The following is a 15,314-nucleotide window of genomic DNA, read 5'->3' as shown; positions in this document are numbered from 1 at the left end:
GTAAGTTTAGGGGGTGAATTTTATGAAACGAATATTAGTTACAGGTGGTACTGTATTTGTTAGTAAATATGTAGCAAAATATTTTAAAACAAAAGGTCATGAAGTATATGTTTTAAATAGGGGAACTAAGAAGCAGATAGATGATGTTAATTTAATATGTGCAGATAGAGGTAATTTAAAGGATTGTCTAAACAAGTATTCTTTTGATATCATAATTGATGTATGCGGGTATAATCAAAAAGACATTAAAAATTTATTAGAGGCAGTAGGAAAATTTAAGGAGTATATATTTATTAGTTCATCTGCTGTTTATCCAGAAACAAACCAACAGCCTTTTTCTGAAAATCAAAAGCTTGGTTTGAACTCTATTTGGGGTAAATATGGAACTGATAAAATTGAAGCAGAAGAATATTTACTTTTAAGAGTTCCCAAAGCATATATCTTAAGACCACCATATTTATATGGACCAATGCAAAATGTATATAGAGAATCTTTTGTATTTGAATGTGCTTTGAAGAACAGAAAATTTTATATTCCCAATGATGGAAAAATGAAACTACAATTTTTTCATGTAGAAGATTTATGTAGGGTTATTGAAAAAATTCTAGAAAGTCATCCAGATGAACATGTGCTCAATGTTGGAAATAAAGAAATAGTGGATATAAATACTTTTGTTGAACTATGCTATAAAGTAGTGGGGGCACCTCTTGAAAAAGTATATGTTACTAATCATGATAATCAACGAGACTATTTTAGTTTTTATAATTATGAATATGTATTGGATATTACAAGACAGAGTAAACTATTACCAGAACAGAAAAAATTGTTTGAGGGATTAAAGGAATCCTATGAGTGGTTTAGAAATAATTCTGATGAAGTTGTAAAAAAAGACTATATTAAATTTATTGAACAAAATTTTTAAGTAGGTGTTTTAATGAAATGTTTGTTAGTGATAGATATGCAGGAAGAGTATGTAGGAACTTCTAGGAATAAAAGGATGTATCCATATAAAGCAAAGGAACTTATACAAGCTATTAATGCTAAAATTTTGGAATATCCTAGTGAGTCAGTTATTTATATTGTAAATAGATTCTTTTGGGAAATCAGTAGAAAGCCTAAAAAATTAGTATCTGGACTTTCTGTTGTATCTAACAATGTGTTTGAAAAAAGAAGAGCAAGCTGTTTCTCTAATAAAGAGTTATTAAATTATTTGCAAAAGATAAATGCAACTGAACTTGAATTAGTAGGAGTAGATGGCAATTATTGTGTGGGTGCTTCTTCTATTGATGGAATAAATAATCAGTATAAGGTTTTATTTAATGAAGCACTTATTGGTGTTGGTAATTATGAAAAGTTTAAAAAGACTAAAAAGAAGTTAAAGGAAATGGGTGTGGCGTTTATAACATTAGAATAATGACCTATTAAATTAGTTTGAAAAATGTATAATATGAAACTCTCAAGTAAATAATTCTTGAGAGTTTTGTGTTAAAAAAATAAATTTATATGATGAAGGTATTGGATATTTATAACTTATGTTAATAAATATAATAAAAGGTACATGGAAAGTAGAAATTTATAGTTATTCCATTTTTACTAGGAGGTATGTGTTTTTTGTATACTATGAAGATGTTGGTGAGTAAAATTGACAAGATTAAAGACTAAGATTCATGAACTTCGCAGACAATTAAATATGAAACAAGAAAATTAGCTAAATTAATAGGAGTGAGAAGAGAGACTATAGGGTATCTAGAAAATGAAAAATATAATCCATCATTAAAATTAGTTATGGATATTGCTAAGGCATTTGGAAAATCTGTAGAAGAAATATTTCAATTTGTGAATGATGATATATGATAATAAAAATAAACGACCATGTCAGAAGGCATAGTCGTTTATTTTATTTTGCTATGTAAATTTAATACAAATGGAAAATTATTCATTGAAGTTTATGGCAGTAAGTGGTAGAATGTAAATGAACATGATAATCAATATCAACAGAGTGAGTTTTAATTATATACTTAAAAATACAAGTTTCATTATTAGTAAATAAATTTACAATACTAAAATGCAAGGGGGAGTTATTGCTAGAACAATAATATTAGACCGTGAAATACAGAAATTCATAAATGAATATCCAGATGCTATTTGTATTTCAATGGGAAATTTCTTATGGAAAGTACACGGAAAAGCTTTGCTATGGACTTCATTTTGAAAAGGAATCTTAGTATGAACTTAAGAATATTACAATCTTATTTAAAATAACATCAAGTATTTCGTTTAGTTACAATAAAAATAATAAGATTGTAAAGCTTACAATGGAATGAAGGAATAAGGGGGATTATATTTATGAAGTTATACAACTTTGGAAAAGAAGAAAATCCAGCCATTATGCTACTACCAGGAACGTTTTGTCATTGGAAAAATAACTTCTCCGGGGTAATAGATTTATTAGCTAAAGATTTTTTTGTTTTATGCATATCCTATGACGGATTTGATGAGACAGAGGAAACAGAATTTCAGGACATTACAACGGAGGTGACAAAAATTGAAGAATACATAAACAAAAGATTACAGGGTAAGATACATGCAGTATATGGCTGTTCTCTTGGTGGTTCGCTTGTAGGATTGATGGCTAAAAGGGGAAAAATTAAAATGAAGCATGGGATTTTAGGAAGCTTAGATTTAGATCAAGCTTCAAAAATATCAGCTTTAGTTAAGACGAAAATTATGATTTTATTGTTATATAAATTACTACATAAAGGGAAAGTGCCTAAACTTATTAAAAAGCAAATGATAAAAAATGGGGGAGAAGAATATACGAAAAATATCCTTAAAATGATGGGCATAAATGGAATTGATATGTCTTTTGTTAAGAAAAATAGCATGAAAAATCAATTTTATACGGATTTGATAACAAGAATTGGAAATGACATTGAAGCACGTGGAACAACCATTCACTGCTTTTACGCAGCTAAGATGGGAGAAGAATATAAAAATAGGTATCAGCAGCATTTTATAAAACCCCATATAGTGGAACATAACTTATCACATGAAGAACTTCTTTTATGTCATCCCAAAGAATGGGTAGAAACTGTTAAGCGTTGTATATTATAATTTGGGCTTTAAAAGCAAAGGATTGAGGAGACAAACTTATGAAAATATTAATATATGGAGCAGGAGTTTTAGGCTCTTATGCTGCTTATGAATTAAATAGGGTAGGTCATGAAGTTACTATTCTAGCTAGAGGTGGTAGATATAAAGAGATAAAAGAAAAAGGATTAGTAATTAGCCATTGGCTGCAAAGGAAAATCACAGTAGATAAAATAAAGGTAGTAAAAGAATTATTGCCAAATGATTATTATGATGTGACATTTATTGTTATGCAAGCCTTACAAGTTGAAGCTGTACTGCCAGTTATTAGTGAAAATATTAGCTGTCCGTTATTTGTGTTTGTTGGTAATGAAGATAAAGCTAAAGAAATAAGTGACAAAGTTAAAAATACATCAGAGAGTAAGCCTAGAGTGATTTTTGGTTTTTTTAGTATTGGTGGAAGGCGAGAAGGAGGCAAAGTAATAAGTGTACATACCAAACATCCGGATTTTGATATTGGAGATTTAGAAGGAAAAGACGACTATAAACCTATTATAGAAAAAATATTTAAAAAATCAAGGTTTAAAATACATTATCATATGAATATGGAGGATTTCTTTAAGACACATATTGTTTTTATTATGCCACTAGCATATTTGGCCTATATGTCGAATTGTGATCTTAGAGAGGTATCTAAAAATAGACAAGCGTTAAATGCTGTTATTGATGCTATAATTGAAGGATGTGATGTACTAGTTAAGTTAGGATATAAGATTGATCCAGAGAGAAGTATTAATTTTGTAAAAAAGCATAGAAGTTTAGTTTATTTGGGACTAAAAATATGCGCAGCGACGCCACTTGGAAGGTTAGCAATAAGTGATCATTGTAAATCTGCTTGGAGGGAAATGGAGTATTTAGACAAAGCCTTATTAGAATTGACTAAAAAATCAAATTTGATAACGCCAAATATAAATAAATTGAGAAAACACTTAATTAATTATATAAATAAAAATAATAATGATTACATAGTAAAAAGGGAGGGTACCTATAAATAAGAAGCACTGGCAATTTGTATAAAGTTACTCCTTTAGATGGATTGTGTACAAGATTAAACTTTATCAATGAAAAATTATATATTTAATTGGATAGATATCAATATACTAAGGCAGAAGTGAATAAAGATAATTCAGGTTTTAAATTAAATATAAATAATCTAACTGAATGAACACCAACTAAACATTGAAACTACAGGATTAAAGAAGGGTTCTTATGAAGGTATTAGTTGGTGGAAAAGAAAGTGGTAAGGTTCAAGTATTAAATAGTAAAAAAGTAACAGTTATTGTTAAATTATCATCTTCTAAAAATACTGTAGTAACTTTTAAATAATGTGCATCTCATAATACTAAACCAGCAAACTATACATTTATCAGATGTATTTAAATTGGCAGGAATAGCTACAGATGATGGGTATCCACAAATGGCATTAGCTGATAAATGGTCAGTTTTAGATAAGCCAAGTGGTGCAAATGTTAAAATTGTAAGCTAATAACAGGTGTAAGTGTTGATAAAGCTGGAAAATATGCTTTTAAGTTAAATGTAAGTAATGGAGAATTAGAAAGTAGTGATACTTTTACTGTGAATGTTTTAGATGAATCTCAAGCGAAAAATAATGCTAAATTAGTGGGAAATGTAGCTTTATCAGATGGAAAAACTGGAAAAGCAGTTTCTATGAATGGAAGTATCAGTAGATATGTGAAGCTAACAAATACATTGACAAAACGAGTTAAGGATTTTACTGTTGATGCAGATGTAAAACTCAATGGCATTCAAGGTGATGGTGCAAGAATATTTGAGTTTGGAGATATGAATAAAAATTATTTATATATTTAACTAGGAAATGGAAATGAACTGTCTTTTTCTATGACGGATATGAATAAAAGCACTACGGGTACAGTAAATACTGGAGATAAAAAAATTGTTACAGCCCCCTGTGGAAATATTGTAACTGAAGTGGGAATAGCACCTGTTTTGCCACAGAAAATAAAAGCACTGTATTCTGATGGTATTTATTATGATACTACAGTTAATTGGGATGCTGTGTCTATGAATAGTTATTCTAAAAGTGGGAGCTTTGAAGTTTTAGGACATATAGATGGAATTAGTACACATATAAAAACAGAAGTTATGGTAGTAAGTGGTATAGCTGAAAATTTAGCTTTAAAAGCAGCATCATCAGTGGTAGAAATACAGGTTATGAACAAAGATGGTGCTTGGGTATCAGTAAATAATGTACAAGGGTTAGGAGTTGAACTAAATAAATACAATCATACCTCCTTTGATCCAGTTGTGACTAAAGGTATAAGAATGATAATGACACTTAAAGTTTTAGGTTGTGGTGTCATTGAATGAAAGGTTAATGGATACAACATAAATTAAATGTATAGGCACCTGATCAAAGTTTAAGGTGCCCTTTTAGATTACAAGTAAAATTATTATATTGAAATCATGTAGGGTATATTAAAAAACTGTTTTTGTTCCATTTTTCAATTTTGTGGGTTTTTTAGGAAGCCTTTTAAGAACAACAATATTTCTAATTGCAAATCCAACACTAATAATGCCTATCAAATAGAACCATGGGTTATTTGAAATGGAGAAGTAATTACTTGATAATGACCACATATTAACAGGAAGAAAAGAATTAATTGTACCAATAAGTATTACAATAGCTAATTTGTAGGAAGCTCCAATTTGTGTTTTTCTTTTTTCCCAATATAGGCCTGGAACTATAGCAATTAAGATATTAGTAAAAATAAACCATTTGAACATATAAGGATCATTCATGAAAATTCTAAACAAATTAACTACACCAATAAAAACAATGATTTGACCGATTACACGAATAAAAGCTTTTTTTATAGTTACTGGCTTGTTATATAGGTGTCCCCATATTTCTTGACGTTCAACAACAATACATTTGTACAAATTGTATACTTCAAATATATTCCACACAACCAGTGCTATAGAAGCAACAGTAAAAAACCAGAAACCTCCTGTAGCCTTTGAAGCTAAGGCAAATACCATTGCGCCCATAAAATCATGAGCAAAATAGAAAGTATGCATCCAAACAGGATAGGGAGCACTTTTTTCTCTTCTTACCAACTTAAAACTATAAACATATTCCATATAGCCTATGAAAAAAGTAAATACTGCTACAATAAGGAGAATTTTTAAATTGGGGTTGCTTGAACTAAAAGAATATGTGAAATCCTTGAGAGTGTAATTTGATGGATAGAAAGAAAATAGTTTTTCAATCATAATAAAACCTCCTATAAATGTACATTTATTGATTATTACTCATATGTGTATTATAATTATATTTAAAGATATATTCAATTGCCAATATAATAGAAAATGTGAATTAATACACGTTTAAGTGAAGTTCGTTGAATATTTAGGAGGATTTAATGAAAAAGGTAGATAGAAGAATACAGAAAACAAAAGAAGCAATATGTAATGCATTTGTAAAGTTGATAAAAACAAAAGAATATAAATCAATAACAATAACTGAATTAGCTGATATGGCCAATATAGATAGAAAAACATTTTATCTTCACTATACAGCTATTGATGATGTTTTGGAGGAATTTGGATTACGGGCAGCAGAAAAGGTTCGTATATTATTAAAAAGTGATAGACCTTTTAAGATAGAGAATTTTCTAAAAGGATTGACTAAAATTATGGAAGAAGATATTAGCTTTTATCGAAATATTTCTAATAGATCATCTTATTCCTTTTTCTTGGAAGAATGCAAAAATATTTTAAAAAACTCACTTAAAGAATCCTTTTACTTAAAGTCTGGGTTTTCAGAAGATAAGCTTGAGGTGTATGTAGAATACATTTCTTCTGGAATTATAGGTATATATACAAATTGGTTAAGTTCAAATTCTAAAATGGAACTTGGAGAACTTACTGATTTAGTTATCGATGCTGTTATAGGTGGATGGACTAAAATAACTTATAATGAGTTCTAAAGTCTACTTATGTATACGGTTGCTATTCATAGTTATTATGTAGTAGAATTATAAATGAAATCATATACAATGTATTAAAAATACAATACATATGGAGGGTAATAATATGTTATATAATAGATGTGGAAATAGTGGACTTAAGCTGCCAGCAATATCTTTAGGATTATGGCATAATTTTAGTTCAAGGGACGTTTTTTCAAATAGCGAAGCAATATTTAAAAGAGCTTTTGAACTTGGAATAACCCATTTTGATGTAGCTAATAATTATGGAAGACCATATGATGGTTCAGCAGAGGAAACTTTGGGGAGGATATTAAATAAGAACTATACATCCTATGATCGAGATAAGATGATTATATCAACGAAAGCTGGATATGATATGTGGGAAGGCCCTTATGGTGATGGTGGTTCAAAAAAATATTTAATTGCAAGCTTAGACCAAAGCTTAAAACGTTTAGGGTTGGAATATGTTGATATATTTTATCATCATAGATATGATCCAGAAACGCCATTAGAAGAAACAATGAGAGCTCTTGATTTAATGGTTAGGCAGGGAAAAGCTTTATATGTAGGTATATCAAACTACGGACCAGAAGAAACAAAAAGAGCATCAAAGATTTTAAAAGAGCTTGGAACTCCATGCTTAATAAATCAGCTCCAATATTCCATGTTTAATAGAAAAATTGAGGGGAAACAGTTAGAGATACATAAAGAAGAAGGAATAGGTACTATTGCATTTAAACCTCTTTTTCAAGGACTTCTTACAGATAAATATTTAAATGGAATACCTAAAGACTCAAGAATTGGGAAACACAGTTTGTATTTGCATGAAAAGGACATAACAGATGAAAAGCTTAACAAGGTTATTAAGCTCAATGAAGTAGCTAAAAAAAGGGGACAAAGTCTTGCTCAAATGGCATTAGCGTGGACATTAAGAGGAGATTTAACATCAGTAATTATTGGTGCAAGTAGACCAGCTCAAGTTGAAGATAATGTAAAAGCAGTAGATAATTTAGAGTTTAGCAAAGAAGAATTAGATATAATTGATAAAATCCTTGCTTATGATTAAGAAATATAAATGTTTCATTTAAAGATTGATCAAGAAGAATTAGAGTATTATAGTAAAGAATATAGAGTAAAAAACTTAGATTTTAATACAAAAAACCTATGATGCACATGCAAAATGCAGTTTCTAATCTGTAAAAGGAGAAAGTAAATATGTATTTTAAAATATTTCTTGTTAGGCAGTTTTTGAGAATTATAAATATATTTAAAGGTAAAAAGTATAATTATTCACAAGAATGCGAAAATAATTTTAAATATAAAGTACCTCGGAAATTTTAATACAACATAATTTAAAAAATTTATGGGATGAGATTCAAGAATTCTTTTTTCAACAGCAAATAATTATAGCTTTGATATGGGGGAGAAAGGACTTTTAGCTACATTGGATTTTCTTAATCAAAATGGATATAAACATAGACATGTAGGAACAGCGAGAGATACAAAAGAGCAGAGAGACATACCTATTAGTGAAAAAAACGGAATAAGAGTTGCTTTTTTTATCTTATACATATTGTTTAAATAATCGCGATTTAATACCAAGAAAAGAATATATGGTTAATGTTATACGTTTAAATTACCCCAATTCAAGTATTCCCTACATATACTCTTGTTCGTAAGTTGAAAAATGGTATATATGATTATAGGTTGTTAGATTTTTTGAAAACTCTTTCTGATTTAAGGAGAGGAAAAAACATATATTGTTTCACAAAAAATCAAATTAATGAAATTAAAAGACTTGAAAAGCTTCTTTTTGAAAAAATTTTACCTATTAATAATAAAGAAATCATCTATAGAAATAAGCTAGGGAGTGATAAATTATGTTAAAAGAAAGTAAGGATATAAATCCAGTAGAACTGCTACAAAAATTAATACAATTTAATACAACAAACCCACCAGGAAATGAAAATGAATGCATTAGATATATAGAAAAACTCTTATCAGAGGTGGGTATTGAAACAAAAATCGTTGGCAAAACACAAAGAAGGACTAATTTAATAGCAAGGCTAAAGGGAGATGGAAGCGCTGCGCCATTTTTAATGTATGGACATGTGGATGTTGTTACAACAGAAAATCAAACTTGGAAACATTCACCCTTTAAAGGGACAATTGATGATGATTGTGTATACGGAAGAGGAACACTTGATATGAAGGGTGCAATAGCAATGATGGTTTCTTCACTTATAAAAATTAAAACTTCAAAAATTATTCCACATTGTGATATAATTCTTTGTATAGTTTCAGATGAAGAATCGGATGGTAAATATGGTGCTAGGTATGTTGTTGAGAACTATGCACATCTATTTGAAAATGTAAAATATGCCATTGGTGAAGTTGGCGGATTTACTATGTATATAGGAGAAAAGAAATTTTATCCTATTATGGTTGCGGAAAAACAAAGATGCTGCCTTAAGATAGTAACGAGGGGTAAAGGTGGACATGGTTCAATGCCAATACATGATGGTGCAATGGCCAAGCTTGGAAGTATATTAACTGCATTGGATCAAAAAAAACTCCCAGCACATATTACACAACCTGCGAAAATAATGATTAATGAAATGGCTAAAAATTTTGAACCCCAAATAGGTGAAATATTAAAAGGATTAACTAATCCTAGTGAGTGTGACAAGATTCTCGAAGTTTTAGGTAATAAAATGAGTTTTTTTGATCCTATTCTACACAATAGTGTTAGTCCAACAATAGTAAGAGGAGGAAATAAAATAAATGTTATACCTTCGGAAATTACCTTGGAGTTAGACGGAAGAATATTACCAGGATATAGTGTGGAAAATATATTAGATGAGGTAAAGTCAATTATAGGAGAAATAGGAGAAATAAATGTTACAAGTTATGATCCAGGACCTCAATTAGTAGATTTAAAAATGTTCAACACGCTTTCTGATATTATTAAAGAAGGAGATAAGGAGGGAATACCTATTCCATTTGTCATGGCTGGTGTTACGGATGCGAGATTTTTTTCAAAGCTTGGTATACAAACCTATGGATTCACACCAATGTTATTTCCTAAAGATATAATGTATTCTAAGCTCATACATGCTTCAAATGAACGTATCCCCTTAAAGGCGTTGGAATTTGGAACGAATTCTATATTTAAATTACTGAATACAATAAGATGATAGTTAATTTATGTTGAAATCGTTTAAAAAAATAATTAAATTAGATATAGGATAAAAAATAGCGAGGTGTAAAATGAACTATAAAAACAAAAGAATAGAAAAGTGGCGGCAAATAATATTAGAGTTTAAAAGTGAAGCTACATATAAAAATCCATTTCTAGATGCAAATATAAGTGCTTTATTTACAGCACCGTCAGGTAGAATTATTAAAAGAGAAGCCTACTATGATGGAGGTAATGTCTATAAAATTTCCTTTGCGCCTACAGAACTTGGAATTTGGAGCTTTGTAATATCAGCAGATGAGTCATCTAAACTAAATGATATAAAAGGTAAAGTTGAATGTGTTGAGTATAAAGGAGATTTAGACATATATAAACATGGTTTTTTAAAGGTTCATCCGTCAGGTAAGTATTTAATATATGATGATGGAACACCATTTTTTTGGCTAGGGGATACGCATTGGGAATTTGCCTACAAAGAAAAATGGGATGAATCAAATCATTCTAAAATAGATAGCATGTTTAAGGGAATGGCTAAAAAACGTGTAGATCAGGGTTATAATATATATCAGACGAATTTAAGAAGTGATAGTATTATGGAGGGTGACAAGTATTATTGGATAGAAACTGAAAATGGAAAGCTTCCTAATATAGAATTTTATCAAAATGAATTAGATAGACGTATGTATTATTTAGCAGATTTGGGGCTTGTTAATGCTATAGGTTTTGCATGGTTTATGTCGATAATTGGTGATGTTGATAATCAAAAGAATTTAGCAAGATACATAATAGCTAGATATGGTTCATTACCCATTGTTTGGACATTAGCAGGAGAGGTTGCTGGCTACACTGAAGAAAGTAGAGAATTATGTATAAATGGCTGGTGTGAAGTAGCTAAATATATAGAAAAATTAGACGGCTATAATACTCTTCAAACAGCGCATTATACAAATGAAAGACCTTTTGCAGATTATTATCAAGGTGAAACCTGGTTTGATTTTACATTGAATCAAGCTGGACATGGTGATTTTCCAGTTAGTCCAATTTATTATAGGGAGTTTTTAAAAAAGTATCCTAAAAAGCCATTTATAGAGGGGGAATGTTTTTATGAATTTTGCTCTACTTTAGAAGAAAATGGAACACGCATGTGTACAGCAGATATGTTAAGAAGAGTTGCATATATGTCAATTCAGCTTGGAGGTTGTGGCTACACTTATGGGGCTCAAGGAATTTGGGATAATGTATGGGAAAAAGGTCAACCTAATCCTATGAATATTTTTAATAGATTTGACATTACTTGGTATGAAGCAATTGATGGAATTGGTGGAGAACAAATGGGTTATATGAAATCTTTCTATGAAAAAATTCATTTTTGGGAGTTAACACCTTATAAAGACCCAGATGATGAAAATGAAACTAATCTTTTCGGTAAAAAAGCACCACTTATAACAGTCAATAAAGCTAAGAACAGAATGGTGATTTATTATTCAGATGCAGCGAGAAAAACTGTAAAAGTAAAGGGATTACAAAAGGGTAAATACAAATTAACTTGGTTTGATCCACGTACTAACGAATACGATGTTTTTGAAGAGTTAGAATTAATTCATGATCAATGGAAAATTCCTCTAAAAAAGGAGGAAGGCGATTGGTTATTAGTATTAAAAAAACAAGATTAAAAAATGAAGCTCGTTTTATATGAGCTTCATTTTTTATTAAATTACCATCCAGAATTAGATTTTATTTGACTAGTAAGTTGATTTGCCATTAAGGTATGAGTTTTTATACTTGGGTGCCAATCTTCACCATATCCATTTGCTGCATCTTGAATGGGAAATTCAATAAAATAAAGTTTATTATCCCCAGAAGATTTTTTTGAATTAACAATGTTAGTTACATAGCTTCTTTGCATTATAAGATTTTCACCAACTAATCCAGGTCCAATTGCACAGTAAATATCAGCTTTGGGATATTCTTTTCTTATTAAATCTACAAAATCTGAATAGCCTTTAACAAAGGTTGTTTTATCTACTGCTACACCAGATTCGAAATCATTTGTACCAAGATTAATAACTACTACTTGAGGAATCCAATTTTGTGAATTCCAAAGGTTAGTTTTATTATTAGGCAAAATTCTATTATATAGTTCAGGCATTACATCTGTAGTAGTTTTATCAGCATTAAGATATATTCCTTTTCCAGACCAACTAATATTCATTAAATCAGCATGCAAATTTCTAGCAGTCATAGCCGCATAGGAGAGATAAGCATTTTCTTTTGCTGGTGAAAAATCTTCATATTGGTTTGCACCTTCATTTCCAAAGGCGGCAGTAATTGAATCACCAATGAACATTATGCGTTTTGAAGAAGGTTTTGGTGATGGTAAAAGATGTCCATCAGTAACAGTAAAGCCTAAGAATTGAGTTTCACCAACAAGAGGCTCAGTCCTTTTAACTAATTCTACAGTATGAGTTCCCTTTTTTAAACCTGAAGCTAGGATAAAAGGAGATGTTGTATTAGTAGTTATACCAATAGGAGCTTGTACATCTCCATCAATTATAACATCAAACCAATCATTTCCTGAAGATTTTAAATTAACACTTATTCCAGTTCCTTTGAAATTAGCTTTAATTGAGGAATTACTCCATGCAAACTTTGGACCTACAGAATCGCTTGTATCAAAGCGCCCAGTTAGAAGAACATTTGAAATAGATTTATTTGAGCTTATATTATTTAGTAAAGTTGTGTTTTGATTTTCAGAATTAATGTTTGTATGTATATTTTTAGCTGCAAAAACACTTGATGTTGGAGTTATACATAAAGAAAGCATAAAGCTAGTTAGAAGGTAAGTAAGTTGTTTTTTCATAAATTATCACTCCTTTTAATTGTGTTAAATTACATTTATATTATATCATACATAAATATGGTAAAATATAAATCTATTATTTAATTAGTAGAAACAATAATTTTAAGAATACAGCATATTATGATTATGATGAGAAAATATGGATTTTAAATCTTAATATATAAGTTGAGAAGGTTCTAATACCTTCTGACTTTTAAAATATTCTAAAGTAGAAATTATTAAGCAGGAATGTTTTAGAAGCCACAAGGTAGAAACTTTACTGCAACATATATCTCACAGAAGGTGAGTAAATAATGGGAAGAATAAATGATTTTTTAAGTAGTTTTCTTTATATTGAGACTTTTAGCATTATTGTAATTGCAATCTATTCTTGGAGACGAAGAAAGGCTTTAGGTGCGTTCCCACTCCTTTTTCTTTGCTTCAGTTCAGCTATTTATTCATTTGGATATGGTATGGAGATAACATCAACATCACTTGAGAGTGTAAATTTATGTAGTAAGTTTGAATACATGGGATTGTCTTTTATTCCTGTGCTTTGGGTAATACAAGCTTATTCCTTAGCTAATAAGGATAAAAAAATCAGTAATATAATAAAAGTGCTCATATTTATAATACCTACACTTACTTGTATATTTAGAATTGCAAATGATAAGCTAAATTTTATGTATAGGAATGAGAAACTCATAAGTAACGGATATTTTTATATTTTAACTTATGAAAAATGCTTTTGGTATTATATTTATTATAGTTTTTTCTTTGGGTGTATAGTAATTTCAACAATTATGTATTATAAGGCATTTTTAAAAGCCTCGGGACTTGCACGGCGTCAGCTTAAAATTATTATTTGCATATCCATAAGTGCCATACTTTTTGAAGGATTTGATCAATTACAAATTGTGCCTATTAAGATGGATTATGGAGCTTTCATAATGTTCTTTGTTTATGTATTGTTTGCAGCTGCAGTATATCCCTTTGATATTATGCATATTATTCCTGTATCTAGAGAAATAATATTTGATTGGATTTATGATGGAGTAATTGTTATGGACACAAATTTTAATCTTAAGGATTTTAATTATGCTGCAAAGGAAATATTTAAATGTTTAGATAAAAGTTTAATAGGTACAAAATTGGAGCTTTGTACAAGTGAAGCTTGTGAATTTATGAAGATGATAAAGATTTGGTATAGTGGTAGTGAAGAGTGTTCAAAAAAGCTTTTAGATGGAGGCTTTATAAAGGATACTTTTGAATTCAGAATTAATTCAAAAGGAAGTGTTATTTATTTTAAAGCCAGATTGAAGGCGTTATATTATCATGGATATAGAGTTGGAAGTACTATATTAATTTCTAATGTAACGAAGGAAAAAGAAGAGGTACTTGAACTTGAAAAAATGGCTAGGTTTGATCAACTTACAGGACTTTTAAGTAGAGCATATTTCACAAAATATTCTAATGTAGAGTTTGATAAATTGCATAGGAAAAATCAAACTGGGGTATTAGTTATGATAGACATTGACTACTTTAAGAGAATTAATGATACGTATGGACATCAGGCAGGAGACCACATTTTAAAGGAAATGGCATTTATAGCTAAAAATATGCTTAGAAATAAAGACTTAATAGGAAGATATGGTGGTGAGGAGTTTATTGCTTTTCTTCCTCAATTGTCTTTAAAACAAGCCAAATTAGCAATTGAATGTATTAGATTAGCTTTTCAAAATCATGATTTTTTTTATGAAGACAAACTTATTAAAGTTACTGCTAGCTTCGGCATGGTAGAATGCTGTAAAAGGACAATGGCAAATTCTTATGAGCAGATGGTTAAAAAAGCTGATATTGCTTTATATGAGTCTAAGAAAAATGGAAGAAATCGAATTGCTGTATATTGAATATATAATGATCTATTTTAAATAAATAGTTTGACTAACTAAAGCCATTGATTAAAAGTTGGTTATATAAAACTATATTGTGAATGTTTAATTTTGCAATATAGTTTTTTCATTGTTAAAAAAATTATTGACTTAGAGTTAACTTTAGGTTGTAGAATTAGAATGTTATTAGTTCACTTTAAGATATAGTATTAAATTAAGTAAGTTTTCATCTTGAAGTTTAGATGGGAGGAAGTTGAAAA

General features: G+C 29.5%; 15 protein-coding genes and 1 pseudogene. 14 read left to right on the top strand and 2 right to left on the bottom strand.

Annotation, left to right across the window (positions count from 1 at the left end; translation table 11 throughout):
• Nucleotides 1–22 precede the first annotated feature (22 nt).
• The 8 genes and pseudogenes from CLFE_RS13250 (at nucleotide 23) to CLFE_RS13215 (ending at nucleotide 5,499) form a co-directional block, all read left to right on the top strand.
• Nucleotides 23–922, top strand: a complete 900-nt coding sequence (locus tag CLFE_RS13250; RefSeq protein WP_077895037.1) for an NAD-dependent epimerase/dehydratase family protein — start codon at nucleotides 23–25, stop codon at nucleotides 920–922.
• Between the two features lie 12 nt (nucleotides 923–934).
• On the top strand, nucleotides 935–1,414 hold the full coding sequence (locus tag CLFE_RS13245) for a cysteine hydrolase family protein (protein WP_077895036.1): 480 nt from the start codon (nucleotides 935–937) through the stop codon (nucleotides 1,412–1,414).
• Between the two features lie 228 nt (nucleotides 1,415–1,642).
• Nucleotides 1,643–1,854: pseudogene (locus tag CLFE_RS13240) on the top strand (helix-turn-helix transcriptional regulator).
• Between the two features lie 492 nt (nucleotides 1,855–2,346).
• A complete protein-coding gene (locus tag CLFE_RS13235; protein ID WP_077895034.1) occupies nucleotides 2,347–3,114 on the top strand; it encodes an alpha/beta fold hydrolase in 768 nt (255 codons plus the stop codon).
• Between the two features lie 38 nt (nucleotides 3,115–3,152).
• Nucleotides 3,153–4,145 (top strand): ketopantoate reductase family protein, encoded by a 993-nt coding sequence (locus CLFE_RS13230; RefSeq protein WP_077895033.1) that lies wholly within the window; start codon nucleotides 3,153–3,155, stop codon nucleotides 4,143–4,145.
• A gap of 332 nt (nucleotides 4,146–4,477) precedes the next feature.
• Nucleotides 4,478–4,636 carry a hypothetical protein gene (locus CLFE_RS13225; RefSeq protein ID WP_250944616.1) on the top strand — a complete coding sequence of 53 codons (159 nt, stop codon included), beginning with the start codon at nucleotides 4,478–4,480 and terminating at the stop codon, nucleotides 4,634–4,636.
• A gap of 89 nt (nucleotides 4,637–4,725) precedes the next feature.
• A complete protein-coding gene (locus tag CLFE_RS13220) occupies nucleotides 4,726–4,980 on the top strand; it encodes a hypothetical protein (RefSeq protein ID WP_077895032.1) in 255 nt (84 codons plus the stop codon).
• 30 nt (nucleotides 4,981–5,010) lie between these two features.
• Entirely contained in the window at nucleotides 5,011–5,499 is a 489-nt protein-coding gene (locus CLFE_RS13215) for an Ig-like domain-containing protein (RefSeq protein WP_077895031.1), read from the top strand.
• A 108-nt stretch (nucleotides 5,500–5,607) separates the two neighbouring features.
• Here the strand turns inward: CLFE_RS13215 and CLFE_RS13210 are convergent, their stop codons facing one another.
• Nucleotides 5,608–6,405, bottom strand: a complete 798-nt coding sequence (locus CLFE_RS13210; RefSeq protein ID WP_077895030.1) for a hypothetical protein — start codon at nucleotides 6,403–6,405, stop codon at nucleotides 5,608–5,610.
• Nucleotides 6,406–6,554: 149 nt separating this feature from the next.
• Between CLFE_RS13210 and CLFE_RS13205 the strand changes: the two genes are divergently transcribed.
• From CLFE_RS13205 to CLFE_RS13185, 5 genes are all read left to right on the top strand, one after another.
• Nucleotides 6,555–7,121, top strand: a complete 567-nt coding sequence (locus tag CLFE_RS13205; RefSeq protein ID WP_077895029.1) for a TetR/AcrR family transcriptional regulator — start codon at nucleotides 6,555–6,557, stop codon at nucleotides 7,119–7,121.
• Between the two features lie 106 nt (nucleotides 7,122–7,227).
• Entirely contained in the window at nucleotides 7,228–8,190 is a 963-nt protein-coding gene (locus CLFE_RS13200) for an aldo/keto reductase (RefSeq protein ID WP_077895028.1), read from the top strand.
• Between the two features lie 351 nt (nucleotides 8,191–8,541).
• Nucleotides 8,542–8,709, top strand: a complete 168-nt coding sequence (locus CLFE_RS13195; protein WP_077895027.1) for a CapA family protein — start codon at nucleotides 8,542–8,544, stop codon at nucleotides 8,707–8,709.
• A 295-nt stretch (nucleotides 8,710–9,004) separates the two neighbouring features.
• Nucleotides 9,005–10,321: a M20/M25/M40 family metallo-hydrolase gene (locus tag CLFE_RS13190; RefSeq protein WP_077895026.1), complete on the top strand. Its 1,317-nt coding sequence runs from the start codon at nucleotides 9,005–9,007 to the stop codon at nucleotides 10,319–10,321.
• 73 nt (nucleotides 10,322–10,394) lie between these two features.
• Nucleotides 10,395–11,996, top strand: a complete 1,602-nt coding sequence (locus tag CLFE_RS13185; protein ID WP_077895025.1) for a glycoside hydrolase family 140 protein — start codon at nucleotides 10,395–10,397, stop codon at nucleotides 11,994–11,996.
• Nucleotides 11,997–12,037: 41 nt separating this feature from the next.
• Here CLFE_RS13185 and CLFE_RS13180 read toward each other — a convergent pair whose 3' ends face one another.
• Nucleotides 12,038–13,183 (bottom strand): SGNH/GDSL hydrolase family protein, encoded by a 1,146-nt coding sequence (locus CLFE_RS13180; RefSeq protein WP_077895024.1) that lies wholly within the window; start codon nucleotides 13,181–13,183, stop codon nucleotides 12,038–12,040.
• A gap of 293 nt (nucleotides 13,184–13,476) precedes the next feature.
• Between CLFE_RS13180 and CLFE_RS13175 the strand changes: the two genes are divergently transcribed.
• A complete protein-coding gene (locus CLFE_RS13175) occupies nucleotides 13,477–15,072 on the top strand; it encodes a histidine kinase N-terminal 7TM domain-containing diguanylate cyclase (RefSeq protein WP_077895023.1) in 1,596 nt (531 codons plus the stop codon).
• Nucleotides 15,073–15,314: the final 242 nt, after the last annotated feature.

The sequence above is a fragment of the Clostridium felsineum DSM 794 genome, assembly GCF_002006355.2.
GTDB lineage: Bacteria > Bacillota > Clostridia > Clostridiales > Clostridiaceae > Clostridium_S > Clostridium_S felsineum.
This window is presented reverse-complemented; position numbering and strand designations above follow the sequence as displayed.

Excerpts from the sequence above, each read along its gene's own strand:
- CLFE_RS13250 (WP_077895037.1), top strand. The coding sequence starts at position 23 with ATGAAACGAATATTAGTTACAGGTGGTACTGTATTTGTTAGTAAATAT.
- CLFE_RS13245 (WP_077895036.1), top strand. The coding sequence starts at position 935 with ATGAAATGTTTGTTAGTGATAGATATGCAGGAAGAGTATGTAGGAACT.
- CLFE_RS13235 (WP_077895034.1), top strand. The coding sequence starts at position 2,347 with ATGAAGTTATACAACTTTGGAAAAGAAGAAAATCCAGCCATTATGCTA.
- CLFE_RS13230 (WP_077895033.1), top strand. The coding sequence starts at position 3,153 with ATGAAAATATTAATATATGGAGCAGGAGTTTTAGGCTCTTATGCTGCT.
- CLFE_RS13215 (WP_077895031.1), top strand. The coding sequence starts at position 5,011 with ATGACGGATATGAATAAAAGCACTACGGGTACAGTAAATACTGGAGAT.
- CLFE_RS13210 (WP_077895030.1), bottom strand. The coding sequence starts at position 6,405 with ATGATTGAAAAACTATTTTCTTTCTATCCATCAAATTACACTCTCAAG.
- CLFE_RS13205 (WP_077895029.1), top strand. The coding sequence starts at position 6,555 with ATGAAAAAGGTAGATAGAAGAATACAGAAAACAAAAGAAGCAATATGT.
- CLFE_RS13200 (WP_077895028.1), top strand. The coding sequence starts at position 7,228 with ATGTTATATAATAGATGTGGAAATAGTGGACTTAAGCTGCCAGCAATA.
- CLFE_RS13195 (WP_077895027.1), top strand. The coding sequence starts at position 8,542 with ATGGGGGAGAAAGGACTTTTAGCTACATTGGATTTTCTTAATCAAAAT.
- CLFE_RS13190 (WP_077895026.1), top strand. The coding sequence starts at position 9,005 with ATGTTAAAAGAAAGTAAGGATATAAATCCAGTAGAACTGCTACAAAAA.
- CLFE_RS13185 (WP_077895025.1), top strand. The coding sequence starts at position 10,395 with ATGAACTATAAAAACAAAAGAATAGAAAAGTGGCGGCAAATAATATTA.
- CLFE_RS13180 (WP_077895024.1), bottom strand. The coding sequence starts at position 13,183 with ATGAAAAAACAACTTACTTACCTTCTAACTAGCTTTATGCTTTCTTTA.
- CLFE_RS13175 (WP_077895023.1), top strand. The coding sequence starts at position 13,477 with ATGGGAAGAATAAATGATTTTTTAAGTAGTTTTCTTTATATTGAGACT.